Below are 23,307 nucleotides of genomic sequence, written 5' to 3'. Positions count from 1 at the left end.
CTGATGTTTTCCCGAAAGACCCCTTTCCGCTCGCGGATACGCCAGAAACGTCAGGCTGAGCCTGTGCGTTCGGGGCGTGGCGTTTTCACGCGCCGCGCTCTGCTGGTCATGGCCGTGCAGGCGGGAGTTCTGGGTGTGCTCGGGCGGCGGCTGTATAACCTTCAGGTCGTGGATGGCGGCCATCTGCGCCAGCTTGCTGAACGCAACCGCACCAGCAAACGCCTCCTCGCCCCGGCCCGGGGGACGGTCCATGACCGTTTTGGTGTGGCGCTTGCAGACAACAAGGTGAGCTGGCGCGCGCTTCTGATGCCGGAAGAGACGACCGATATCCCGGCCGTCATCGAGCGTTTTTCCCAGATCGTACCGCTGGATGAGCATGACCGCGCGCGTATCGAGCGCGATCTGCGACACGTCCACAAATACGTCCCTGTCACGCTGCATGAATTCCTGTCCTGGGACGACATGGCCCGGATTGAACTCAACGCGCCGTCTCTGCCGGGTGTGCTGGTCGATGTCGGTTCGACGCGGCTTTATCCGTTCAAGGGGCTGACCGCCCATATCGTGGGCTATGTCGCGCCTCCGAACGAAGAGGATGTGGCGAAGGACACGACACTCTCCCTGCCCGGAATGCGCGTGGGTCGTGCCGGGATCGAGCAGACGCAGGAGGCCTCCCTGCGTGGCGAACCGGGTTCTGTGGAGATGGAAGTCAACGCCGTCGGGCGCGTCATTGGCGAGATCGATCGCGTGGAAGGGCAGCAGGGCGAGGACGTACGCCTGACGCTGGATTCTGTCCTGCAACAGCAGGTGCTCGGTCGTCTCGCAGACCGTGTGGCGAGTGCGGTCGTCATGGACTGTCGCAACGGCGAAGTGATGGCGATGGTCAGCACCCCGTCTTTCGATCCGTCCCTGTTCGATTCAGGCGTGAGCCATGCCCAGTGGAACGAATGGGCGAGCGACCCGCGCACGCCGCTCGTGGACAAGGCCGTGTCTGGTCTTTATCCGCCCGGCTCGACCTTCAAGCCCGCCGTAGCGCTCGCAGCCCTCAAATCCGGTTCCGTTACGGCGCAGGACCGTTTCAACTGCCCCGGATATTACGATCTGGGTGGTGTGCGCTTCCATTGCTGGAACCGCTGGGGCCACGGCATGATCAACATGCGCGAGGGTCTGAAATTCTCCTGCGACGTCTATTTCTACGAAGTGGCACGTCGTTGTGGCATGGACCCGATCAAGGCGGTTGGCAACGCGATGGGTCTGGGCGTCAGGCCGGACATTGAATTGCCTCATGTCCGTTCCGGTGTGATCCCGACTCCGGAATGGCGGCAGAAGCATGGCTTTCACTGGAATGGCGGCGATACGGTGAATGCGGGTATCGGGCAGGGCTTTGTACAGGTCACGCCGCTCGAGCTTGCGACCTATACCTCCCGCATCGCTTCGGGCCGCAATGTTCAGCCGCATCTGCTGCGGGCGACCAACGACCAGCTTTCCGCCATGGCCTCGGACGAGACGGTGCCAAAGGTCGATCTTCCAGCGGAATTTCTGGATGTCGTGCGCGGCGGGATGTTTGCGGTCGTCAACGAACCGCATGGTACCGCTCCCAAGGCACGGCTGGATCTGCCGGGCATTCAGATGGCCGGAAAGACAGGCTCGGCGCAGGTCCGGCGCGTGTCGCGTGCGCTGCGTGAGTCCGGGCATTTCAACTCCATGAACCTGCCATGGGAATACCGCCCCCATGCGCTGTTCATCTGCTTTGCGCCCTACGATAATCCGAAATATGCCGTCGCGGTGGTGGTGGAACATGGTAATGCAGGCGCGGACGAAGCGGCTCCGCTCGCCAAACTCATCATGACCGATACCCTGCTGCGCGACCCGGCCAGCGACGTCCGACCTGCCGCTCCGCAACCGCCAGCGGAGGCACAAATGCCGTCAGCACCCGCCGAGGCCAGCGTTTCTGCTCCCACGGATAGTCCCGTTGCAGACGATCAGCCGGAGCGGAGAGCGACGCAATGAAACGTAACGGCCTGAACACGTTCGGCTTTCTCAAATCCGACCGCCGTCTCCTGCGTGCCGAGCCTGATTTCAGGCCCATGGCGCGTCTGTTGCAGGTCAACTGGTTGTATGTCCTGCTGGTCTGTGTGCTGGCGGGCGTGGGCTATATTGCCCTTTATTCCGCCGGTGGTGGGTCGGCTAAACCGTTTGCCGGACCGCAGATGGTACGGTTCGGCTTCGGCCTTGTCATGATGATTGCGGTCTCGCTCGTCAGCCCGCGTATCCTACGGATGGCGGCGGTTCCGGTCTATCTGCTCTCGGTCACGCTCCTCGCCCTTGTGTTGCGGATGGGGCATGTGGGGAAGGGAGCGGAACGCTGGATCAATCTGGCGGGCATGCAGTTCCAGCCTTCCGAATTCGCCAAGATCGGCCTCGTCCTGATGCTGGCGACGTGGTTTCATCGGATTGGCAACGAGCGGATGGGCAATCCGCTGCGCCTGATCCCGCCTGCGCTCCTGACATTGCTGCCGGTCCTGCTGGTGCTCAAGGAGCCCAATCTCGGCACGGCCACCATCATCGGCGTCATCGGGGCGACGATGTTCTTCGCGGCGGGAATGAGGTTGTGGCAGATCCTGCTGCTCGTGGCGCCGCTGCCGTTCATGGGAAAGCTGATCTACAGCCATCTGCATGACTACCAGAAGGCCCGGATCGACACCTTTCTGCACCCCGAACATGATCCGCTCGGCGCGGGTTATAACATCATCCAGTCCAAGATCGCCCTCGGCTCGGGTGGCATGTGGGGTGAGGGATATCTGCATGGCAGTCAGGGACAGCTGAATTTCCTGCCGGAAAAACAGACGGACTTCATCTTCACCATGATCGGGGAAGAATGGGGTTTCGTCGGCGGCATCGCCGTCATTACGCTGCTTGCAACGCTCGTCATGGGTGGAATGCTCATTGCGATCCGCAGCCGCAATCAGTTCGGGCGGCTGCTGGGTCTGGGCATTGCGATGGATTTTTTCCTGTATTGCGCCGTGAACCTGTCAATGGTCATGGGCGCAATCCCGGTTGGCGGTGTGCCGCTACCGCTGATTTCCTATGGTGGCTCGGCGATGCTGACGATGATGTTCGGCTTTGGCCTGCTCATGTCCGCCTGGGTACATCGGAACGAGCGCGATCCGGGCACTGAGGACGATGAGGACTGAGTATCTGCGCTGTCGGATCTCTGCGCGAAAGCTGCAGAATTTGAATACGCCATCCAGCCTTAAATGCGGACAAAATGGCTGCGGTGGATTGGGATGACAGAAAGGGAAACCGAAGGGCGTTCACGCCCTTCGGTCCCTGAGGATCAGCCTTCGATCTGCCCGAAATCGGCGATCAGGGCCGTTGTCTCGCGGAAGCGGGACAGCAGCTTAAGGCGATTGGCCCGCACGTCCGGCTCCGGCGCATTGACCGTCACGGCCTCGAAGAAGCGATCCAGCGTCGGCCGCAGGCCTGCGATGGCCTGCATCGCATCAGTGAAGCGCTCGTCCTTCAGGGCCGTTTCGATTGCGGGAACGGCCTGATCCAGACCAGTGGCCAGAGCACGTTCCTCGTCCTGCGTATAAAGGGCCGGATTGGGCGCGCCAGTATGCGGGCCGTCCTTTTTATCCTCGATACGCAGAATGTTGGCAGCGCGCTTGGCGGCGGCGAGCAGGTTGCGTCCGTCTTCCGTCTGGATCATTTCCGACAACGCGGAGGTCCGGGCCAGAAGCCGGACGAGATCGCTGTCCAGTCCGTGCGTCAGAATGGCAGCAAGAACGTCATGCCGTTCGCCCTCGCTGCGAAGCTGCACGCGCAGACGTTCGGCCATGAAGTCCGGCAGCTTGGCCAGTTCGCCCTCTGCACGTCCGTTCGCCGCCTGTGCGAACAGTGCCGTTAGATTCAGACGCAGCCCGTTGTCACGGATCGTGCGGATAACGCCGAGGGCGGCGCGGCGCAGCGCATACGGATCGCCCGAACCGCTCGGCATTTCGCCAATGGCAAAGAACCCGGCCAGCAGATCCAGCCGGTCCGCGAGGGCCACAGCAACTGAAATCGGCGCTTTCGCGGTGTCGTCCGATTGTCCGCGAGGTAGATAATGCTCGGCCACGGCGCGGGAGACGGCCTCGTCTTCGCCATCATGCGCTGCATAATAGCCGCCCATAACGCCCTGAAGTTCCGGAAACTCACCAACCATCCCGGTCGTCAGATCCGCTTTGGCCAGCAGTCCCGCACGTTCGGCCTGTGCGATCTGCGCGCCGTCTAGTCCCATGGCCTGCGCCACGGTGCCCGCGAGCTTCGAAATCCGCTCGGCGCGTTCAGCCTGCGTTCCCAGCTTTGCATGGAACGTGACCGCCGCCAGCGCCGGAACCCGGTCGGCAAGCTTTGTCTTGCGGTCCAGATCCCAGAAATGTCGCGCATCGGCAAAACGGGCGCGGAGCACGCGCTCATTGCCCGCCGTGGTCAGCGTGCCGCCGTCCTTGAACGGCAGATTGCCAATGAAGGCGAAATACGGCGCGGCTTTCCCATCCGGATTGCGCAACGCGAAATAGCGCTGGTTGATCCGCATGGAGACCTGCATCACTTCGGCTGGCAGATCCATGAACGCAGCGTCAATTTTGCCCAGAAGCGGGACCGGATATTCGACCAGTCCGCAGACCTCATCGACCAGCCCGTCATCCTGCACGACCGTAATGCCATGCTGTTCCGCCAGACGCGCCACACCGGTGCGGACTATGTCACGGCGGCTGTCCATGTCCACGATGACCGAGCGCGTCTCAAGCTCGTCCTGCCACTGCGAGGCGGACAGAATTTCGAACGCGCCGGGTGCAAGGAAGCGATGGCCTTCGGAGAGGTTGGACGCCTTCAGGCCATGCGCATCATCTCCGTCACGTGCGAGTGCGAACGGCACGACATGCCCGTCCAGCAGACACGCGATCCGGCGCAGCGGGCGGACCCAAGTGAAGTTCGATCCCGCGCCCCAGCGCATGGATTTCGGCCATGGGAACTTCCACAGCAGATCCGGCACGGCTTCGGACACGCGGCTTTCCGCGCCCACCGGATCGAGGGACTTGTTCAGAACCCAGAAGCCGTTTTCCAGCGTCAGATCGGCCGGTGTGACGCCATGCTTGCGCGTGAAGCCTTCCAGAGCCTTCTCCGGTGCTCCCTCGCGCGGTCCACGTTCGGACACGCTGCGGGCCGGGATTTCAGCATCGATATTCAGAACCGCTGCAATGCGCCGGGCCCCGAAGAACGTCCGGAGATCGCGCGGATTCAGGCCATCAAGCGCCTTGGTCAACAACGATCCCAGATCGTCCGCCGCGCGGGCCTGCATACCGGAGGGGATTTCCTCGCTGAACAGTTCGATAAAGAGTTCAGCCATGGGACGTCTCCTCACCGGCGAGCCAGGCGTCGCAGGCGGTTTTGGCGAGCGCCCGGACGCGCCCGATATAGGAAGCGCGCTCGGACACGGAAATCACGCCCCGCGCATCCAGAAGATTGAACAGATGCGAGGCCTTGAGGCACTGGTCATAGGCGGGCTGGGCCACGCCGGCCTCGGACAGACGCATGGACTCGCGTTCTGCATCGTTGAAATGCGTCAGCAGCATCTGCGTGTCGGCAAGCTCGAAATTATGGCGCGAATAATCCTGCTCGGCACGCAGGAACACGTCGCCATAAGTCAGGCCACGGCCGTTGAAATCGAGGTCATAGACGTTCTCAACGCCCTGCACATACATCGCCAGGCGCTCGAGCCCGTAGGTCAGCTCCGTGGATGGCATGACGGTCGGAATGCCGCCAACCTGCTGGAAATAGGTGAACTGCGAGACTTCCATCCCGTCACACCAGACTTCCCAGCCCAGCCCCCACGCGCCGATGGTCGGGTTTTCCCAGTCGTCCTCGACGAATCGGATATCGTGCAGTTCGGGGTCGATTCCGATGGCGCGATAGCTGTCGAGCAGAAGCTGCTGGCTGTCTTCCGGCGTCGGCTTAAGCAGCACCTGATACTGGTAATAGTGCTGAAGACGGTTCGGGTTCTCACCGTAACGACCATCCGACGGACGGCGGCAGGGCTGCACATAGGCGGCGGCCCACGGCTTGGGACCGAGCGCGCGGAGCGTGGTGTGAGGGGAGAGCGTTCCCGCTCCGAGTTCGGTATCGTAGGGCTGCAGAATGGCGCAGCCTTTCTCGGACCAGAATTGATGAAGGCGCAGGATCAGGTCCTGAAAACAGAGCGGCCGGGTCGCAGACAATTCGATAGGCTCCGGTTGGCAGAAATCGGCCCCCACCTTACAGGCACAGGTCCTGAACCGGAAGGGAGCCTCCTGCGGTTGATCTTGTAGAGTAGCCGTGGCTGCATCATATGATGGAGGCTCAGCAATTTCTTCATCTGGAAGGATGATGACGATGAACAACGAAGAACGCGATCTGATCGCCCGTTTCGTCGCCCGTGTCGGGGGAGGGCCGCAGGTCACGGGACCCGGCCAGCCACCGGCCACCCCCCTGCCGCCCGTCGATCCTGAAGCGGACCGCTTCATCGCCGAGAACTTCCAGCAGTACCCGGAGGCCCGCTACCGTGTCACCCAGATGGCCGTGGTGCAGGAAGCAGCGCTTGCACAGGCGCAGAACCGCATTCGCCAGCTCGAATTCCAGCTCCAGCAGACCCAGCAGCAGCTTGCACAGGCGCAGCAGTCGGGCGGTGGTAAACCGGGTGGTCTTTTCGGTGGTCTTTTCAGCGGCGGTAATCGTCCGCAGCAATCTGCCCCGCCGCCGGGCTGGGGCGCGCAACAGGCCGCACCTCCGCCGAATTTCATGCCGCAGCAGCAATACGCCTACCCGCCGGGCTACCAGCCGGGCATGTTCCAGCGCGGCGGTTCGGGCTTTCTCGGCTCGGCCCTGACCACGGCTGCGGGTGTGGCCGGTGGTATGATGGCTGCCAACGCGCTTGAAGGTCTGTTCTCCGACCATCATAGCGGCGGCGGTGACGCAGCCGGTGGCTGGGGCACGGGCGGCGACACCATCATCAACAATTATGGCAGTGACGCTTCGAGCGCAGATCCCTTCGGCGGTTCGGGCACCGATGCCGGCAACTTCTCCGGTTCTGATTTCGGTGGTGGTGATTCCGGTGGCGGAGACTTCGGCGGCGGTGACGGCGGCGGCGGATTCGACGACATGTTCTGATCCTGTCTCTGTCAGACAGTGCATTTTCAAAAACCCGCCCGGACCATTATGTCCGGGCGGGTTTTTTGATGTTTGCCAACCCGGCGCCTTATGCTGCGTTCGCTCTCATGACTGACCTCTTTCCCGATCGGGAGGCCCCATCCGATGTCCCACTCCGCTCCGAATGCCGATTTCCGCGATCTTTCTGCCTTCGATGCGCTGGAAGACGGCAAAATTACACCGTTTTCGCTGGACGGAGCGCCAGTCGTCCTCATCCGCGATGGTGAAAAAATTCACGCCTTCGCGGGAAAATGCCCCCACAAAGAGGCACCGCTGGAACAGGGGGCGTTCTGCCGGACCGAAAAAGGCACCGTGCTGGTCTGCCCCTGGCACAAGGCAGTTTTTGACGCGACGGATGGAAGCCTCGTCGAACCGCTGGCCCTCGATCCCCTGCCGCGTTACCCCGCCCAGATTGTCGATGGACGCGTTCTGGTCGGTCTGAAACCAATGCAGCGTATGGCGCCTGCGAAACGACAGGAAGACGATAGCGTCCTGCTTCTGGGTGCCGGGGCCGCAGCTGTCAGTGCGGCGGTAACGCTCCGGGCAGAGGGCTTTGCGGGCACGATTACAATGGTCAGCGAAGAGAAAGATCTTCCCTATGACCGCACGGCCCTGAGCAAAACCGTTCTCGTCAGCGAATCCGAAAAGGCCCATGCGCCTCCGGTCCGGGAGGAGGAGTTTTATACCGAGCGGGACATCACGCGCATCCGCGGCCATGTGGCGCAGTTCGACCCGCAGAGCCGTACCGCGACCTTGCAGGATGGGAAGACGCTGACAGCCGATCACGTCCTGATCGCCACAGGAGCGGTGACTAAAAAGCCGGATATTCCGGGTGTGGACATGAAGGGCGTCTATACGCTGCATCGCGAAGCAGATGCCGAACGGATTGCCGCCATTCTTGACCCCGATCTAGCGGTTACGATCGTCGGTGCGGGGTTCATCGGGCTGGAAGCCGCGTCCTCCCTGCGTCAGCGTGGGGTAGGGGTAACGGTTGTTTCCGACAACGAAATTCCGATGGAAAAACAGTTTGGGCGTGAAATCGGAATCCGTCTGCGGCAGCTTCATGAAGAAAACGGTGTGGCATTCGTTTCGGATGCGCGGGTCACGAAAATCTATGCCGATGAAAGCGCAGACGGCACGGCGTCGGGCGTGGAACTGGATGACGGAACCCGTCTGCCTGCTGCTTTTGTGCTGCTGGGCGTGGGGGTCATCCCGGCCACGGATTATGTTCTGGGGCTGGAGCGCGACAAGAGCGGCGCAATAGTTGTGAACGGTCAGATGCGCGTGACGCGGGGTGATGATGTCGGGGCCTATCCCGGTGTTTATGCGGCCGGGGATGCATCCGCCGTCTTTCATGATGGTGCGCCACGGCGAATCGAGCACTGGCGTCATGCCGAAGTTCAGGGACGGATCGCGGCGCTTGCGATGATGGGGCACGATACCCCGAACGTCCCGATGCCGTGGTTCTGGACGCAGCAGTTCGGCAAGAAAATCGAGCTTCTGGGCTGGGGCGAGAGCTTCGACAATGTGGCGCTGGAAGGCGATATTCGCGGTTTCAGGTTCCTTGCGACCTATCTCAAGGACGGCAAACCCATCGCGCTGGCCGGGGCGGGGCATGCCGCAGCCATGGCGCGGGCCGCAGTCGATTTTGATGGTTTCATGAAGGAAAAAGCCTGAACGCGCTCCTGAAGTCGCAGAAAACTTGACATGAGAGGGCCGTCCCGGCTTCCTGCGCCCACTTATCCGCACAGGACGTTGAAGAGGCCCGCCATGCATCCATACCGCACCCATGACTGTAGCGCCCTGCGTGAAGAGAACGCTGGGCAGACCGTCCGCCTTTCCGGCTGGGTGCACAGCAAGCGCGATCACGGCGGCCTGCTGTTCATCGATCTGCGCGATCATTACGGCGTCACGCAGATCGTCATTCCTTCGGGGACGGACCTGCTGGAAAAGGTCGAACGTCTGCGTGTCGAGAGCGTCATCACCGTGACCGGCAAGGTCGTGGTGCGTCATGGATCGCAGCGCAACGCGAACCTGCCGACGGGTGATGTGGAAGTTCTGGCCGAATCTCTGGATGTTCGCTCCAGCGCCGAAGTCCTGCCGTTCCAGGTCGCGGGCAGCGAAAACTACCCCGAAGAACTGCGCCTGAAATACCGTTACATTGACCTGCGTCGTGACAAGATGCACCAGAACATCCTGCTCCGCAGCAAGGTCATCACGAGCCTGCGCCAGCGCATGATCGCGCAGGGCTTTACCGAGTTCCAGACGCCGATCCTGACGGCCTCGTCTCCCGAAGGCGCGCGGGACTTCCTCGTTCCCGCCCGTCTGCATCCGGGCAAGTTCTACGCACTGCCGCAGGCTCCGCAGCAGTTCAAGCAGCTCGCGATGGTTGCCGGTTTTGACCGCTACTTCCAGATCGCACCCTGCTTCCGTGACGAAGCCTCGCGTGCTGATCGTAGCCCGGGCGAGTTCTACCAGCTCGATTTCGAGATGTCGTTCGTCACGCAAGAAGACGTCTTCACGGTGCTTGAACCCGTCCTCGCGGGCGTGTTCAACGAGTTCACGCCTGAAGGCTGGAAGATCACGGACGGCGCATTCCCGCGCATTCCGTATGCCGATTCCATGCGCGATTATGGCTCTGACAAACCGGACCTTCGCAACCCGCTGATCATCAAGGATGTGACGGAAGCCTTCCGCGATTCCGGTTTCGGCCTGTTTGCCAAGATCGCGGCCTCGGGTAGCCAGATCCGTGCCATCCCAGCCCCAGGTGCGGGCGACCGTCCGCGCGGCTTCTTCGACAAACTGAACACCTGGGCGCGTGAAAGCGGTGCCGGTGGTCTGGGCTACATCATTTTTGAAGCAGAAGGTGGCAAGGGCCCGATTGCCAAGAACCTTGAGGCCGAGCGCGTCGAGAGCATCCGTGAAGCCTGTGGCCTCAAGGCCGGAGACGCCGTGTTCTTCGCCGCAGGCAAGGGGGATGAAGTCGCCAAGTTCTCCGGCGTTGTTCGCACCAAGGTTGCCACAGAACTGGACCTGATCGAGAAGAACGCGTTCCGTTTCTGCTGGGTCGTGGACTTCCCGATGTTCGAGCTGAACGAGGAAACCGGGAAAGTCGATTTTTCGCACAACCCGTTCTCCATGCCGCAGGGTGGGCTTGAGGCGCTGAACACGCAGGACCCGCTGACGATCAACGCCTACCAGTACGACATCGTCTGCAACGGCGTGGAACTGTCTTCTGGCGCCATCCGGAATCATCTGCCGGAAGTCATGCTGCGTGCGTTTGAAATCGCAGGCTATGGTCCCGAAGTCGTGGAAGAGCGCTTCGGTGGCATGCTGAATGCTTTCCGCTACGGCGCCCCGCCGCATGGTGGCGCAGCACCGGGCGTGGACCGTATCGTGATGCTGCTGGCCGACGAGCCGAACATTCGTGAAGTCATTCTCTTCCCGCTCAACCAGAGCGGCGAAGACCTGATGATGGAAGCCCCGGCCCCGGTTGAACCGGCCCGTCTGAAGGAGCTTCATCTGGCACTCGACCTGCCGAAGCCCAAGCCGACCGCCAGCAAGTAACTCCGAGGCAGAGTTCCCTGTCTCTACCTGACCGGCATCTCCTTAACGGGAGGTGCCGGTTTTTTTACGCCATGCGTGGCCGTTTGCTCTCACCAATGCACCCGGATGCCGCCTGTGACGGCTGCACTGCCGCCTGCGGCACCCTGAATGGTGTCGCGGTGCCCTCCGAAGAAACTCGCTGTCAGGTCCACGCCCGGAAGCGATTTCAACGGGTAGGCGAAAGTCGTCGTCACGCCTTTTTCTTCCATCAGCGGTGACTGTGTCGCGCGTTCGACATCCAGAGGGCCGATCTTCGAGAGGTTCGACAGATCCAGCTTCATCCACAGGTTCGACAGATCCAGCTTCATCCACTCCCGTCGCACCACGGGGGACGTTCCTGTCTGGTCAAAGCTTAATCTGCCTGATGCGGATTGGCCTGTCATGCTGTCCAGCAGTGCAGGAGTCCTGAGGGCATCCGGATGAGGCATTCGTGTCCGTGCGGCATGATGTGCGGGCATGAAATAAGCGGGGTTCTGGGCGCGAAGCGGGGCGGTCCAGACACTGCCAAGGATACAGACCGCAAGTCGCCACTCTGTGCGGATGGACCGCAGAAGGCAGGATTGGCCCAAAGATGCAGGCGAGAAAGGCGGCGCAGCAGCCATCGATAAACCCTCAACAAAAAAAGCGATACGAGGGTCTGCGGTACTGGCGCATGAAGGAGGTGTGCAAGATGTGGCAGAGTATCGAATGATGTGTCTTAAAAGGCACAGTCAATATAATATAATCAAATCCAAGGGCCGAAAATAAATTTCATGCCGATTGTGCGTCTTTTGGGTCGCAGATCAACTTCTGTATCTTTCTGTTACAAAATGGGAAGGGCCTCATGCATGCAATACAAAATCATGATCTGCCCGGATTCCGCCACAGATGCGCCTCAGCCGCGCCAAGACGCTCCCTCATCATCTTTCCGTGACAAGGCGTCATGAGAAGGAGAGCATTGATGCTGAAACATCTGTCAGGGATCTTGGCTGTTTCCGCCCTGTTTGCAGGTACGATGGCGATTGCGCCGATGTCGGGAACAGCCCATGCCCAGTTTGTGCCCTATAGCGGCCCATACCGGCAGCCGCCTCCGCCTCCGCATACGCTGCCGGAGACGATCCCGCCCCATCGCGGAGACCTGCACTGGGTGCCGGGCTACTGGCGCTGGAGCGGCAACGGATATCAGTGGCAATCGGGCCATCTCAGTCGCAAACCCAATCTGCGTCACGCATGATGGGACGCAAAGGGGACGATATGTTCCCCTGTGCTCTCAGACCGTGACGAGAACCGGAACGTGATCGGAAGCCTTTTCCTTCGCCCGCTCGTCCCGGTCGATCACGAAAGCTGTCAGGCGCTCGGCCAGGCGGGGCGACAGAAGCGCATGGTCAATCCGCAGCCCCGAGTTTCGCTGGAACGCCGCCGCCTGATAATCCCAGAACGTGTAATGCCGGCCCGCAGGGTGAAGGGTGCGCAGGGCATCCGTTAGCCCCATCCATTTTAACCTGCGGAACGCCGCGCGCGTCTCGGGTCGCACCAGTGCGTCGTCAGGTGACAGCGCGCCGGGCGCCAGATCCTCGTTCGTCGGGCAGACATTGAAATCGCCGATGAACGCAAAAGGCTTTTCGGCATCGAGCAGAACACGCGCGCGTTTCGCCATAGCGTCGAAAAACGCCAGTTTGGTCGCGTAACCGTCCTCACCGCCGGAATTGCCGTTGGGCAGATACAGATTGCCGATCGTGATTCCATCAAGCTCCGCCTCGATATAACGGGCAGACGGATGATCGAAGCCCGGAAGCGCATGGTGCGTCACCGTAAAGGGCCGACGTCCAATCAGGGCCACGCCATTATAGGCTTTCTGCCCCGAGGTCGCGACATGCAGCCCCGCTTCTGCGAACACGGCCGGAAACTGGCTGTCCTCGCATTTGATTTCCTGAAGGCACAGCAGATCGCAGTCCGGGTGGCGCTCCAGCCAGTCCTGAACGTGATGGGCGCGGGCGCGGACGGAATTGATGTTCCAGCTTGCGAAGGTAAACGGCGTGTTGCTCATGAACTCAGGCTAGCGAAAAGCTGGTGCCGCAGCCACAGGACGAGGCAGCATTGGGGTTCGTGACCGTGAAATGTGCGCCCATCAGCTTGTCCACGAATTCCAGTTCTGCGTTTTCCAACAGGTCGAGGCTGGTCGTATCCACAAACACGCGCGCGCCATCCCGTTCAATGACGATATCATCCGCGGCTTGGTCGCGTTCCAGTTTGAACTGGTACTGGAACCCGTTGCACCCACCGGCCAGCACCGCAACGCGCAGCGCGAGCCCCTCAGGTTCGGGTTGCGCGGCAATGATCTCCTTGATGCGGGTGGCTGCGCTGGCGGAAACACTGAAAGGCACGGTGTCGGACATGGGTTCTGGTTCCCGGACTCTTCTGAAAAGACAACTGCGGTCCTGATTATATCGTCAGAGCGCCTCTCAGAGCAAAGGGGTCCTGCTTGCACAGGCACGGTGCTGGCGTAGAATGCCTCCGTAAGCCGCCCGAAACGGCGCTCTCCCGGCCCGACGGCTCACGCAGGACATGTCTTGATGGTAGCGATCTACGCGGTACAGGATTCCGGCTCCCCTACGGATTTCAGGGGCCGACTCTACCCCGAAGTGGAAAGCCCAGGCCGCTCGCCTTGGCAACGGGACCGCGATCGCGTGCTGCATTCCGCAGGCTTCCGCACGCTGCAATACAAGACGCAGGTCTTCATCAATCACGAAGGCGATTTTTTTCGCACACGCCTGACGCATTCGCTCGAAGTCGCGCAGATCGCCCGCTCCATCGCGCGCAATCTGGACCTCAACGAGGACCTGACCGAAACCGTGGCGCTTGCCCACGATCTCGGCCACACGCCGTTCGGCCACGCCGGGGAAGACGCTCTTGCGCTCGCGATGAAGGACTGGGGCGGCTTCGACCACAACACCCAGTCCCTGCGCCTCGTGACTGCGCTCGAAGCCCGGTACCACGCCTTTGATGGTCTGAACCTGACATGGGAAGCGCTGGAGGGGCTGGCCAAACATAACGGCCCGGTCAAACGCCCGACGCCCTATTTTGTGGAATACGACGCAAAACATCATCTGGATCTGCAAAGTCATGCGTCCGCCGAAGCGCAGGTGGCCGCCATGTCGGACGATATTGCCTATCACGGCCACGATCTCGATGACGGTCTACGCGCCGGGCTGCTGTCTTTCGAGGATATCGAAGACCTGCCATTGGTCGGAGACGCCCTGCGCCGGTCTCGCGAGATGGAGCGTCTGATCGGGCGTGAGGCGTCCGATCAGGCCCAGCGCGTGCGTCACGAAACCATTCGCGTCGTCATAAACCAGCTCGCCACCGACCTGACGAACCAGACGCGTCGCAACCTCGAAGCGCTCAATCCGCAATCGGCCGACGATATCCGCCATGCCGGATATCCCGTCGTGGCGTTCAGCCCGGAAATGCGTGAAGCCAACAAGGCCATCCGCAAGTTCCTCTATGCCCGCATGTACCGGCACTGGCGTGTCAACCGCATGGCGCGGAAGGCCAAGATCGCCGTGCGCGAAATTTTCGATATCCTGTCCGAAGATCCCGGCCTTCTGCCCGATCCGTTGCGGGGCCGTGCGAAAGCCGCCGATGACGTGCAGCGCAGGCGTCTGGTGGCTGATTATATTGCAGGAATGACCGATCGTTTCGCGATGGAAGAACATCGACGGTTGACGGACCTCTCCGTGCTGGGCTGATAGAGCCTCTGATTTGAAGACGCGTTACAGGAATCGAGCTGAAATGGCCGCTGACACCACGACCCTTACGACTGACTGTCTCTTTGCCCGCACCCGGGTTCAGGTGTGCGACGCTCTGCGATCGGTCGTCCCCGGCCTGCCGGAAGAGGTGGTGCAGCGCGTCGATCTGACCCCCACGCGCGACCCGTCCCACGGCGATATGGCGACGAATGCTGCGATGCTGGCCGCCAAGCCCGCGCGCCGCAAACCCGCCGATATTGCGGCTGAATTGGTCGCAAAACTCTCCGAACTTCCGGGGATCGCAAAGGCCGAAGCCGCCGGTCCGGGCTTTGTAAACCTGACGCTCAAGCCTGAAGTCCTTCAGGGCGTGGCCGTTTCCGTTCTCAAGGCGGGCGACCGTTATGGCCGCTCGACGATGGGGCAGGGGACGCGCGTGAACGTGGAATATGTCTCCGCCAACCCGACAGGGCCGATGCATGTCGGTCACTGCCGTGGCGCCGTGGTGGGCGACGCGCTGGCGAACCTGCTCGAAGCCGCAGGCAGCCCGGTGACGCGCGAATACTATATCAACGACGCTGGAACGCAGGTCGTTGCCCTGACATGGGCCACATACTGGCGTTACCTTCAGGCCATCGGCACGGACATCCCGGCAGACGAATTCGGTGCCCTGACTCCGAACGGTCTGCAATATCAGGGCGATTATTTGATCCCGGTCGCACAAAGCATTGCTGAAACGCATGGCCGCGCGCTCGCCAATGCCGAAGGTGGCCCGGCAGATCCGTCCGTCTGGTTCGAGACCGTGCGTCGTGAAGCCCTGACGCAGATGATGGCGGCCATCCGCGAAGATCTGGAAGCGCTGGGCATTTCGCACGAAGTTTTCGCCAGCGAAGCCGAGACGCTGGCCAGCGGTCGCGTGGATGCCGCGATCGCCAAGCTCGACAGCAAGGGCCTGCTCTATGAAGGCGTACTGGAGCCGCCGAAGGGCAAGATGCCGGAAGACTGGGAAGCCCGCCCGCAGACGCTCTTCCGCTCCACCGAATTTGGCGACGATCAGGACCGCGCACTCCGCAAGTCCGACGGCACCAATACGTACTTTGCCAACGATATCGGCTATCACGCCCAGAAGGCCGAAAATGCCGACGTCCTGATCGACGTCCTCGGTGCCGATCACGGTGGGTACGTTTCCCGCATGCGTGCTGCCATTTCCGCCCTGACGGATGGCAAGACCGGCTTTGAAGTCGTGATGTGCCAGATCGTGCGCGTCGTGAAGAACGGCGAACCGGTGAAGATGTCCAAGCGCGCCGGTACGTTCGTGACCCTGCGCGATCTGCTGGACGAAGTGGGCAAGGACGCCGTGCGCTTTACGATGTTGACCCGCAAGGCCGACGCACAGATGGAATTCGATCTGGACGCCGTCGTCGCCCAGACGCGCGATAATCCGGTGTTCTACGTTCAGTACGCCCACGCCCGCTGCCGTTCGGTCCTGCGCTCGGCAGAGACAATGTTCGGCGCAGAGTCTGTGACGCCGGAAGCCCTGTGCGAAGCCGATCTCTCCAACCTGTCCTCGGACGTCGAACTCGCCGTCCTGCGTCGTCTGGCGGCTTTCCCGCGCAGTGTCGAAGCCGCGGCTACGGCCCGCGAGCCGCATCGGATCGCGACCTATTGCATTGATCTGGCATCCGACTTCCACGCCCTATGGAACCGGGGCCGCGAAGACACGACACTGCGCTTCCTGCACGAGAACGACCGCGCCACCAGCCTGGCCAAGCTGGCGCTGGTCTCGGCGATTGCGGGAACGCTGCGCTGTGCCCTCACCATTCTCGGCGTCGTGCCGGTGGAGGAAATGCGATGAGCCCGGAAAACGATCAGGGACGCGGAAACTCCGATCCCGGCGATTATGGCCGCACCCCGAAACAACCTGCGGGCCCGGCTTCAGGACCACGCCCGCAGCAGCGTTTCGAGCGTGAGCGCATGAGCAACGATTATGATGACGAACCCACGCCGCGCCGTCGCCCCGCTGCCCCCGCGACTGCCGCTGGTGCTGGACGTCTGACATCCCTGCTGGGCAATGATCCCGCAACGCGCAAGCTGGTCGGCGGTGCGGTTGGTATCGGCGTCGTGCTGATGCTGGCGGTCGGTGGCTGGTCGCTTATGGGCAGCCATCACGGTGGCATTCCCATTATCGGGCCACCACCGGGTCCCGTGAAGGATCGTCCCGCCGACCCTGGCGGCATGCAGATCATGAGCAGTGACGATGGCGCAACTGACATGACCGGCAACGGCGAGGCGCACCTCGCGCCCGGCCCCGAACAGCCCGATACGAAGGCCCTGGCCCGTCAGTATGGTGTCCCCCCGGGAACGCCGGCGCAAGATCCCGCGAAAACCGATGCGACCCCGGCTGCCACCGCGCCTTCCGCAGCCCCTCCCGCAACTGCGGGCAGCACCTCTTCTGCGACGGCGCCTGTGAACAGCCCGGATGCAACCGCATCTGCTACACCGGAACAGCCCCAGCCCGCGACACCGCCTGCCACGACTCCGGAAAAACCGCAGGCTCAGCCTTCGGCTCCGACGAATACTGCTGCGAACACTCCGGCAGAAGCTCCAAAAGTGGCACCGAAAAAGGAAGAAACACCCGTCCATCACGCGGCTCGCCCAGTTGAAAAGCCGCTTCCCGCTCCCGTGCCTGAACCCGAAAGCGTCGCGCCGCCAAAGACCGCTGCTTCCGAGAAAACGGCCTCCAAGGCGGATGTCCCGTCCGGATCGCATGAAGTGCAGTTGGGCGCGCTCGACAGTGAGGCTGCGGCCCGTAAGGAATGGGACAGCCTGCGCCATCAGGCTCCGGCCCTGTTCGCCGGGCATACGCCGCTGTTCGAGAAGACCACGCGTGGCGACCATACGTTCGTGCGTCTGCGGATCGGCGGATTTGCGGATCTGAAAGCCGCGCGGGCCTATTGTGTGAAGCTGCACGCGCAGTCCGTCGCCTGTACGCCAGCCCAGTTCTGAGCGCTGGCGTTTGAGCGAGACACTGCATCTGACGCTTGACGGGTTCGAGGGGCCGCTGGATCTGCTCCTCGACCTTGCCCGCAAACAGAAGGTGGATCTGGCGAAAATCTCTATCCTGCAACTGGTGGAGCAATATCTGGCCGTTGTGGATAAGGCCCGTGCGGAAGCTCGGAGCCTGCGGCTGGAACTGGCGGCGGACTGGCTCGTCATGGCGGCATGGCTTGCGTGGCTGAAATCAAAACTCCTGCTCCCAGCCGAAAACGAAGACCCGGACGCCGAAGACGCGATTGAGCTTCTTCAGGAACGCCTGATCGAACTCGAACGGATGCGCGCCGCCGCCCAGTGGTTGGCCGCACAACCTCGGCTCGGTCTGGACGTGTTCCGGCGCGGGCAGGGCGAGGACCATACCGAAATCGATCGCTCGGGCCTGCGTGTGGAAATGCCCGCACTGATTACGGCCTATCTGTCCGCCCGGCGCAGAACAGGCCGCCGCACGGTCTATGCGCCTCGCGCCCGGCGCTACTGGAGCGTGCAGGACGCGCTGTCCCGCCTCAAACGCCTTCTCGGAACGGACAGCGTGGTCGGCTGGCACACCCTGACCTCCCTCCTGCCGGACCCGGACGAACTGGACGGAGAGGAAGGGCCATACGGACGCAACGCAGCACTGGCCGGGACGCTGCTGGCCGGTTTGGAAATGGCGAAGGGCGGGGCGCTTGAACTGCGTCAGCCCGAGGCTTTCGGAGTCATTGAGTGGCGCCCTGCATCATGACCGACTCCGAAAGCCTCGATCGGGCCTGCCGTCTGGTGGAGGCACTGGTTTTCGCCAGTCCCGAACCCGTCAAACCGTCTGCAATTGCAGAGCTTCTGAAGGCCCAGTCCGTTGCCGTGGCAACAGATGAGGCCGTGGAGGCGGTCCGTGCACTCTATACCGATCATGCCATCGAAATGGTGCTGGTCGCGGGTGGCTGGCAGTTCCGCACTCGCCCCGAATATGCCTCGGCTCTAACGAAAGTCGTGGAAAAACCGCGTCGCCTGAGCCGGGGGGCGATGGAAACGTTGGCAATCGTGGCCTATCACCAGCCTTGCACCCGCGCTGAAATCGAGGCCATTCGCGGTGTTTCGCTCGGACAGGCCGTGCTTGACGCCCTGCTGGAAGACAGCCTGATCGCGCCAAAAGGCCGCAAGGAAGTGCCCGGTCGGCCTGTCCTGTGGAGCACCACGGCGCATTTTCTGGAAAGTTTTGCCCTTTCGGATCTTGCCGGTTTGCCGCGCAGGGAAGATTTCCTGCTGGATCGGGCCTCCACGGAAGCGGAAGACGATGCCCCGCACGGTTCTGCCGTAGGCGGAACGGAGCAGACAGGCTAGGAATGTCGCATGTTTGACTTCAGTTTCTCGGAAATCGCGCTGTTCGTGATGGTGGCGATGGTGTTCATCCGCCCGAAGGACCTGCCGGTTGCCATCCGCACCCTGTCCAACGGGCTGAAGGCGATGCGGCGCATGGCCTCGGAGTTCCAGTCCCATGTGGATGAGATGGTCCGTGAGGCCGATCTGTCCGAGGCGCGGGACCAGTTCCGGGATCTGAAGAGTTTCAACCTGCGCGACCGCGTGACGAAAGCCATCGACGGCGATAATTCCATCCGCCGCAGTCTGGAACTGGATGTGCCGACGAAAGCGTCCGCTGCCGCACTGCCAAAGGTCCCGCCCGCCCCGCCGCTTCCGCCGCCGCCTGCATCGTCCCTGACCGATCTGGAAACGGTGCCCTACAATGCCCGCCCGCAGTTCGAGCCAGCCGTGGATCTGCCCGTGCAGGAGGAGCCGGATGTCAACGAAGATGTCGCGGGCGCTCCGTCCATTCTTCCACCCAGCACGGCACGGCGTCTCCAGCATGAACGGTCCCGCTGGCGCGCGCCCGATATCCTGCCGCCCGTCCGGGCCATCCATGCCGGTCGGCGCATCCCCATCGCGAGCGGAAAGGACGGCGAATGACCGACACCGATAGCATCAACGACACGCCGATGCCGCTCCTCGAACATCTCGTGGAACTGCGCAAACGGCTGATCTGGTCGATCGTGACCTTCGTGATCGCCTTTGCCATCTGCTATCACTTTTCGGGCGAAATCTACCGCTTTCTGGCGGCTCCGCTCGGCAACATCATGCGCAAAAACGGTGAACAGCCGCACCTGATCTACACCGCGCTGTATGAGGCCTTCTTCACCTATATCCGCGTGGCCGTTTTCGGCGCGACCTGCCTGTCCTTTCCCATGATCGCCATCCAAGCCTGGATCTTTATCGCGCCTGGCCTGTATCGCAGCGAGAAACGCGCTTTTGCCCCGTTCCTGATTGCAACGCCGATCATGTTCCTGATTGGCGCGGCACTCGCCTATTACGTTGTGTTCCCTTACGCGTGGCAGTTCTTCCTGTCCTTTCAGACGCCGCAGAACACCGATGGCGGCATGCAGATCGAACTTCAGGCCAAGGTGTCGGAATATCTGACGCTGGTCACGAAAATGATCCTCGCTTTCGGGGTCTGTTTCGAACTGCCCGTTATCCTGACGCTGCTGGTTCGTGTGGGGCTGCTGAATGTGGCGCAGCTCAAGCGCTTCCGCCGCTATGCTGTCGTTGCGTCCTTTGCGGTTGCAGCCGTTATTGCGCCGCCGGATGCGATTACGATGCTGAGCCTCGCCATTCCCCTCGTCGCACTGTACGAGGTATCCATCCTGACGGCCCGGTTCGTGGAACCGAAACCGATGGCCGTCGATGAAGACTGATGACACCTGCCGGAGCCCTGAACCATGCATGACCTGAAAGCCCTGCGCGCCGACCCGGCCGCTTTTGACGCTGCTCTCGCACGTCGGGGCCTGTCACCCGTGGGACAGCAGCTCGTCAGCGAAGACGAGGAGCGCCGGGCCGCTCTGGCCGCGCTTCAGGAAGCACAGGCCGCCCGCAAGACGATCGCCAAGGAAATCGGCCTGCTCAAGCGCCAGAACCTCGACACCGCTGAGATCGAGGCAAAGGCCGTGGCCCTGCGTGACCAGATCGCCGGGCTGGAAGAGCGCGCAAACACGATCCAGACCCGCATCGACGATGTACTGAAAGCCCTGCCGAACCGTCTCGATACCTCCGTCCCGGACGGCAGAAGCGAAGATGACAACGTTGTCGTTCATGTCCGTGGCGAGAAGCGCGAACTAACCTTCGAGCCGAAACAGCATTTTGAACTCGGCGAAGCGCTGGGCCTGATGGATTTCCCAACCGCTGCCAAACTGTCCGGCACGCGTTTTGTGGTTCTGCGTGGCGCACTGGCTCGTCTGGAGCGCGCTCTGGGCCAGTTCATGCTCGATATCCACACGTCCGAGTTCGGCTACAGCGAAACCAGCGTGCCGCTTCTGGTCAATGACGACGCGATGTATGGCACGGACAAGCTGCCCAAATTCGCCGAGGATTCGTTCCGGACGGAAGATGGCCGCTGGCTGATCCCGACCGCCGAAGTCCCGCTCACGGCGTCCGTCATGGGCGATATTCTGCCCGCCGATGCCCTGCCGATCCGCATGACCGCGCTCTCGCAGTGTTTCCGCTCCGAAGCCGGTTCCGCCGGGCGCGACGTGCGCGGTATGCTGCGCCAGCACCAGTTCACCAAATGCGAGCTGGTATCGGTCGTGCGTCCGGAAGACAGCGAGGCCGAGCATGAACGCATGACTCAGGCCGCCGAGGCGGTTCTGGAGCGTCTGGGCATCACGTTCCGCCGGTTGCTGCTTTGCGCAGGCGATACGGGGTTCGGTGCGGCCAAGACATTCGATCTGGAAGCGTGGCTTCCGGGCCAGAAGGCATGGCGCGAGATTTCCTCGTGCTCCAACACGCGCGATTTTCAGGCACGCCGCATGAATGCGCGCTATCGTGCAGAAAATGGACCGGCCTTCGTCAACACGCTTAACGGCTCCGGTCTTGCTGTTGGCCGAACGATGATCGCGGTCATGGAGACCTACCAGAACGAAGACGGCAGCATCGATATTCCCGAGGTTCTGCGTCCTTACATGGGCGGGCTGAACCGCATCGGCTGAGGACACTGACGCATGATGATCACGCTCCGCTGTTTTGCCCTGAACCTGCTGGTCGCAGGGTGTTTCCTGTCCAGTGCGTCTGTTTACGCCGCCAGTCCGGCGGCGAATTCGGCAACGAATCAGGCGGATACCATGCGCACGCTGCACGGTCAGGCTCTGTACCGTGAGCGCATGGCCCTGCCGTCGGGCGCGGTCCTGAGTGTCTGGATTGAAGACACGGGGGCCACGCATGGCGCTCCCCTCGTCATGGCCGAGCAGCGCTCAGAAATCCATCATGGCGTACCCATTCCCTATACCCTGACCTATCCCGTGCTGCCGTCGGGCGGTCATTATGTGCTGAACGCGGAAATCACGGTCGAGGGACGGCGTCTCTTCGCTACGCCGGATGGAGGCGCGCCCCTCGACCGCCCGCAGCTTCTGCTGCGGCGTGTCGCGGAAACGGTCGTCCGCGCGCCTTATGGAACATGGCGAATCCAGAGTATTGGCAACCTGAACTTCCCCAACACGTCTGAAGCGCCGGGTCTGACTTTGCAACAGGATGGCACGGTTTACGGAACGGATGGCTGTAACCGTCTGATGGGCCATTTCACGCTTGAAGCTCAGACGCTCCGCTTTCAACCACTGGCCATGACGCGTCTGGCCTGCCTGCCGCCTCTCATGGCGCACGGACAGCAGATCAGTGCGTTTCTGCCGACTGTGATGTCATGGTCGCGGGAGGGTGAAAATCATCTCGTCCTGCATGGACGTGGCGAAGGCGCTGCGATGATACTCGTCCCACAAGATGCCCAATAATCATTTTTTCAGCTTCTAAGAGACTGATTTTCAGTAAAAATCTTGTCCTGCATGTTTTTTAAAAGGGCAGGGGGGTATCGTCCCTCTTTCCCTGAAAAGGGAAACAGGACTAATCTGATCCAGCTATCGCTCTCTTTTTGAATAGATCAAGCAGGCAAAATATCTCTCGTTACGGTGAGAGAACTCTGATGAGTGGAGAGTGTTTGTCGCAGGACGGAGCGCACTGCTTTTATTAGGTCGGAGGTTTAGGCATGAAAAAGACACTCCAGCTCGGGCTCGGGCAGAAATGGACGTCCTTTGTTGCTGCCCCCGATCAGGCTGCGGGTGTAGTGAGGGAGATCATAACGCTTTCTGAAGGGAATGTCGGTTTTAGGGTTGAGGGATCTCCGGCCGCTCTAACGCAGGTTTCTGAAGTAGCATACAGGGCATGGATCAGAGAGACAGAGGCCGTATTGACCAAAGATTCCATTCCGTATGCACAACTTTCTCCAGGGCTTGAGCTTGGTCGCCGTATCCGGCTTCTGCGGGAAATGGCAGGTTTGAGTCAGCAGCAGCTTGCTGAAAAAGTCGGAATTTCGCGTTCAGCCGTTGCATTCTGGGAGACAGGCCGTTCAGGCCATGTCGGAAAGCATCTGGGAGGTCTCGCCGCCGTTCTGGGGGTGGAACCGGAAGTGCTGCTGACGGGGATGGCCTACAAAGCTATTCAGGCGACCCTGACGCCAGACGAAAGTACGATGGTCACTCTCTACCGACAGCTTGATCCGCTCATTAAACTTCAAGCCCAGAAATGGATTGAGCGGCGCGTCCGTCATAAGGAAAGTGAGGGGCAGAATGCAAAGCCCCCCCGTCCACCCAAGCCAGTCTGATCAACGGCTGCCTGCCTGATCTTAAGCTGGCCG

At 61.6% G+C, this 23,307-nt stretch carries 21 protein-coding genes; 16 read left to right on the top strand and 5 right to left on the bottom strand.

Going from position 1 to position 23,307, the window contains the following annotated elements; all coding sequences use genetic code 11:
* Positions 1–3 precede the first annotated feature (3 nt).
* Complete coding sequence (gene mrdA / locus ABDK74_RS04735) at positions 4–2,007, top strand: penicillin-binding protein 2 (RefSeq protein WP_346002903.1); 2,004 nt, start codon at positions 4–6, stop codon at positions 2,005–2,007.
* Positions 2,004–3,191: a rod shape-determining protein RodA gene (gene rodA / locus ABDK74_RS04730; RefSeq protein ID WP_346002902.1), complete on the top strand. Its 1,188-nt coding sequence runs from the start codon at positions 2,004–2,006 to the stop codon at positions 3,189–3,191. The genes mrdA and rodA overlap by 4 nt, the downstream gene beginning before the upstream one ends.
* 143 nt (positions 3,192–3,334) lie before the next feature.
* On the opposite strand, the gene glyS is transcribed toward rodA, so the two are convergent.
* Both glyS and ABDK74_RS04720 read right to left on the bottom strand, forming a co-directional pair.
* A complete protein-coding gene (gene glyS / locus ABDK74_RS04725) occupies positions 3,335–5,389 on the bottom strand; it encodes a glycine--tRNA ligase subunit beta (RefSeq protein ID WP_346002901.1) in 2,055 nt (684 codons plus the stop codon).
* Positions 5,382–6,257 carry a glycine--tRNA ligase subunit alpha gene (locus tag ABDK74_RS04720; RefSeq protein WP_346002900.1) on the bottom strand — a complete coding sequence of 292 codons (876 nt, stop codon included), beginning with the start codon at positions 6,255–6,257 and terminating at the stop codon, positions 5,382–5,384. The genes glyS and ABDK74_RS04720 overlap by 8 nt, the downstream gene beginning before the upstream one ends.
* Positions 6,258–6,411: 154 nt before the next feature.
* On the opposite strand from ABDK74_RS04720, the gene ABDK74_RS04715 reads away from it, so the two are divergent.
* From ABDK74_RS04715 to aspS, 3 genes are all read left to right on the top strand, one after another.
* Positions 6,412–7,185 carry a DUF2076 domain-containing protein gene (locus tag ABDK74_RS04715; protein WP_346002899.1) on the top strand — a complete coding sequence of 258 codons (774 nt, stop codon included), beginning with the start codon at positions 6,412–6,414 and terminating at the stop codon, positions 7,183–7,185.
* A 144-nt stretch (positions 7,186–7,329) separates the two neighbouring features.
* Positions 7,330–8,901, top strand: a complete 1,572-nt coding sequence (locus ABDK74_RS04710) for an FAD-dependent oxidoreductase (protein ID WP_346002898.1) — start codon at positions 7,330–7,332, stop codon at positions 8,899–8,901.
* 93 nt (positions 8,902–8,994) lie between these two features.
* A complete protein-coding gene (gene aspS, locus ABDK74_RS04705) occupies positions 8,995–10,791 on the top strand; it encodes an aspartate--tRNA ligase (protein ID WP_346002897.1) in 1,797 nt (598 codons plus the stop codon).
* Positions 10,792–10,880: 89 nt separating this feature from the next.
* On the opposite strand, the gene ABDK74_RS04700 is transcribed toward aspS, so the two are convergent.
* Entirely contained in the window at positions 10,881–11,432 is a 552-nt protein-coding gene (locus ABDK74_RS04700; RefSeq protein ID WP_346002896.1) for a hypothetical protein, read from the bottom strand.
* A gap of 338 nt (positions 11,433–11,770) precedes the next feature.
* Here ABDK74_RS04700 and ABDK74_RS04695 point away from each other — a divergent pair, with 338 nt between their 5' ends.
* The gene (locus ABDK74_RS04695; protein ID WP_346002895.1) at positions 11,771–12,043 is read left to right on the top strand and encodes a hypothetical protein; all 273 of its coding nucleotides are present in this window, start codon (positions 11,771–11,773) and stop codon (positions 12,041–12,043) included.
* A gap of 36 nt (positions 12,044–12,079) precedes the next feature.
* On the opposite strand, the gene xth is transcribed toward ABDK74_RS04695, so the two are convergent.
* Positions 12,080–12,856 carry an exodeoxyribonuclease III gene (gene xth, locus ABDK74_RS04690; RefSeq protein ID WP_346002894.1) on the bottom strand — a complete coding sequence of 259 codons (777 nt, stop codon included), beginning with the start codon at positions 12,854–12,856 and terminating at the stop codon, positions 12,080–12,082.
* Between the two features lie 4 nt (positions 12,857–12,860).
* Positions 12,861–13,205, bottom strand: a complete 345-nt coding sequence (locus ABDK74_RS04685) for an iron-sulfur cluster assembly accessory protein (protein ID WP_346002893.1) — start codon at positions 13,203–13,205, stop codon at positions 12,861–12,863.
* 177 nt (positions 13,206–13,382) lie between these two features.
* Here ABDK74_RS04685 and ABDK74_RS04680 point away from each other — a divergent pair, with 177 nt between their 5' ends.
* The 10 genes from ABDK74_RS04680 to ABDK74_RS04635 all read left to right on the top strand — a co-directional run bounded on the left by ABDK74_RS04680 (position 13,383) and on the right by ABDK74_RS04635 (position 23,274).
* A complete protein-coding gene (locus ABDK74_RS04680) occupies positions 13,383–14,558 on the top strand; it encodes a deoxyguanosinetriphosphate triphosphohydrolase (RefSeq protein ID WP_346002892.1) in 1,176 nt (391 codons plus the stop codon).
* A gap of 43 nt (positions 14,559–14,601) precedes the next feature.
* Complete coding sequence (gene argS / locus ABDK74_RS04675; RefSeq protein ID WP_346002891.1) at positions 14,602–16,410, top strand: arginine--tRNA ligase; 1,809 nt, start codon at positions 14,602–14,604, stop codon at positions 16,408–16,410.
* The gene (locus tag ABDK74_RS04670; RefSeq protein WP_346002890.1) at positions 16,407–17,561 is read left to right on the top strand and encodes an SPOR domain-containing protein; all 1,155 of its coding nucleotides are present in this window, start codon (positions 16,407–16,409) and stop codon (positions 17,559–17,561) included. Before argS ends, ABDK74_RS04670 begins: the two co-directional genes overlap by 4 nt.
* Positions 17,562–17,571: 10 nt before the next feature.
* Positions 17,572–18,330 (top strand): ScpA family protein, encoded by a 759-nt coding sequence (locus ABDK74_RS04665; RefSeq protein ID WP_194254305.1) that lies wholly within the window; start codon positions 17,572–17,574, stop codon positions 18,328–18,330.
* A complete protein-coding gene (gene scpB, locus ABDK74_RS04660) occupies positions 18,327–18,926 on the top strand; it encodes an SMC-Scp complex subunit ScpB (RefSeq protein WP_346002889.1) in 600 nt (199 codons plus the stop codon). The genes ABDK74_RS04665 and scpB overlap by 4 nt, the downstream gene beginning before the upstream one ends.
* A gap of 9 nt (positions 18,927–18,935) precedes the next feature.
* Positions 18,936–19,547 (top strand): Sec-independent protein translocase protein TatB, encoded by a 612-nt coding sequence (gene tatB, locus ABDK74_RS04655; protein WP_346002888.1) that lies wholly within the window; start codon positions 18,936–18,938, stop codon positions 19,545–19,547.
* Positions 19,544–20,329: a twin-arginine translocase subunit TatC gene (gene tatC, locus ABDK74_RS04650; protein WP_346002887.1), complete on the top strand. Its 786-nt coding sequence runs from the start codon at positions 19,544–19,546 to the stop codon at positions 20,327–20,329. Before tatB ends, tatC begins: the two co-directional genes overlap by 4 nt.
* A 24-nt stretch (positions 20,330–20,353) precedes the next feature.
* The gene (gene serS, locus ABDK74_RS04645) at positions 20,354–21,616 is read left to right on the top strand and encodes a serine--tRNA ligase (protein WP_346002886.1); all 1,263 of its coding nucleotides are present in this window, start codon (positions 20,354–20,356) and stop codon (positions 21,614–21,616) included.
* Between the two features lie 12 nt (positions 21,617–21,628).
* On the top strand, positions 21,629–22,408 hold the full coding sequence (locus ABDK74_RS04640; protein ID WP_346002885.1) for an META domain-containing protein: 780 nt from the start codon (positions 21,629–21,631) through the stop codon (positions 22,406–22,408).
* 251 nt (positions 22,409–22,659) lie between these two features.
* Entirely contained in the window at positions 22,660–23,274 is a 615-nt protein-coding gene (locus tag ABDK74_RS04635) for a helix-turn-helix domain-containing protein (protein ID WP_194254311.1), read from the top strand.
* Positions 23,275–23,307 lie beyond the last annotated feature (33 nt).

It is taken from the genome of Gluconobacter sp. OJB, from assembly GCF_039638275.1.
In the GTDB taxonomy this organism is placed as follows: domain Bacteria; phylum Pseudomonadota; class Alphaproteobacteria; order Acetobacterales; family Acetobacteraceae; genus Gluconobacter; species Gluconobacter cerevisiae.
This window is presented reverse-complemented; position numbering and strand designations above follow the sequence as displayed.

What these genes read in the sequence shown, in the direction of transcription:
- mrdA (WP_346002903.1), top strand. Translation starts at nt 4, where the DNA reads ATGTTTTCCCGAAAGACCCCTTTCCGCTCGCGGATACGCCAGAAACGT.
- rodA (WP_346002902.1), top strand. Translation starts at nt 2,004, where the DNA reads ATGAAACGTAACGGCCTGAACACGTTCGGCTTTCTCAAATCCGACCGC.
- glyS (WP_346002901.1), bottom strand. Translation starts at nt 5,389, where the DNA reads ATGGCTGAACTCTTTATCGAACTGTTCAGCGAGGAAATCCCCTCCGGT.
- ABDK74_RS04715 (WP_346002899.1), top strand. Translation starts at nt 6,412, where the DNA reads ATGAACAACGAAGAACGCGATCTGATCGCCCGTTTCGTCGCCCGTGTC.
- ABDK74_RS04710 (WP_346002898.1), top strand. Translation starts at nt 7,330, where the DNA reads ATGTCCCACTCCGCTCCGAATGCCGATTTCCGCGATCTTTCTGCCTTC.
- aspS (WP_346002897.1), top strand. Translation starts at nt 8,995, where the DNA reads ATGCATCCATACCGCACCCATGACTGTAGCGCCCTGCGTGAAGAGAAC.
- ABDK74_RS04700 (WP_346002896.1), bottom strand. Translation starts at nt 11,432, where the DNA reads ATGGCTGCTGCGCCGCCTTTCTCGCCTGCATCTTTGGGCCAATCCTGC.
- ABDK74_RS04695 (WP_346002895.1), top strand. Translation starts at nt 11,771, where the DNA reads ATGCTGAAACATCTGTCAGGGATCTTGGCTGTTTCCGCCCTGTTTGCA.
- xth (WP_346002894.1), bottom strand. Translation starts at nt 12,856, where the DNA reads ATGAGCAACACGCCGTTTACCTTCGCAAGCTGGAACATCAATTCCGTC.
- ABDK74_RS04685 (WP_346002893.1), bottom strand. Translation starts at nt 13,205, where the DNA reads ATGTCCGACACCGTGCCTTTCAGTGTTTCCGCCAGCGCAGCCACCCGC.
- ABDK74_RS04680 (WP_346002892.1), top strand. Translation starts at nt 13,383, where the DNA reads ATGGTAGCGATCTACGCGGTACAGGATTCCGGCTCCCCTACGGATTTC.
- argS (WP_346002891.1), top strand. Translation starts at nt 14,602, where the DNA reads ATGGCCGCTGACACCACGACCCTTACGACTGACTGTCTCTTTGCCCGC.
- ABDK74_RS04670 (WP_346002890.1), top strand. Translation starts at nt 16,407, where the DNA reads ATGAGCCCGGAAAACGATCAGGGACGCGGAAACTCCGATCCCGGCGAT.
- scpB (WP_346002889.1), top strand. Translation starts at nt 18,327, where the DNA reads ATGACCGACTCCGAAAGCCTCGATCGGGCCTGCCGTCTGGTGGAGGCA.
- tatB (WP_346002888.1), top strand. Translation starts at nt 18,936, where the DNA reads ATGTTTGACTTCAGTTTCTCGGAAATCGCGCTGTTCGTGATGGTGGCG.
- tatC (WP_346002887.1), top strand. Translation starts at nt 19,544, where the DNA reads ATGACCGACACCGATAGCATCAACGACACGCCGATGCCGCTCCTCGAA.
- serS (WP_346002886.1), top strand. Translation starts at nt 20,354, where the DNA reads ATGCATGACCTGAAAGCCCTGCGCGCCGACCCGGCCGCTTTTGACGCT.
- ABDK74_RS04640 (WP_346002885.1), top strand. Translation starts at nt 21,629, where the DNA reads ATGATGATCACGCTCCGCTGTTTTGCCCTGAACCTGCTGGTCGCAGGG.
- ABDK74_RS04635 (WP_194254311.1), top strand. Translation starts at nt 22,660, where the DNA reads ATGAAAAAGACACTCCAGCTCGGGCTCGGGCAGAAATGGACGTCCTTT.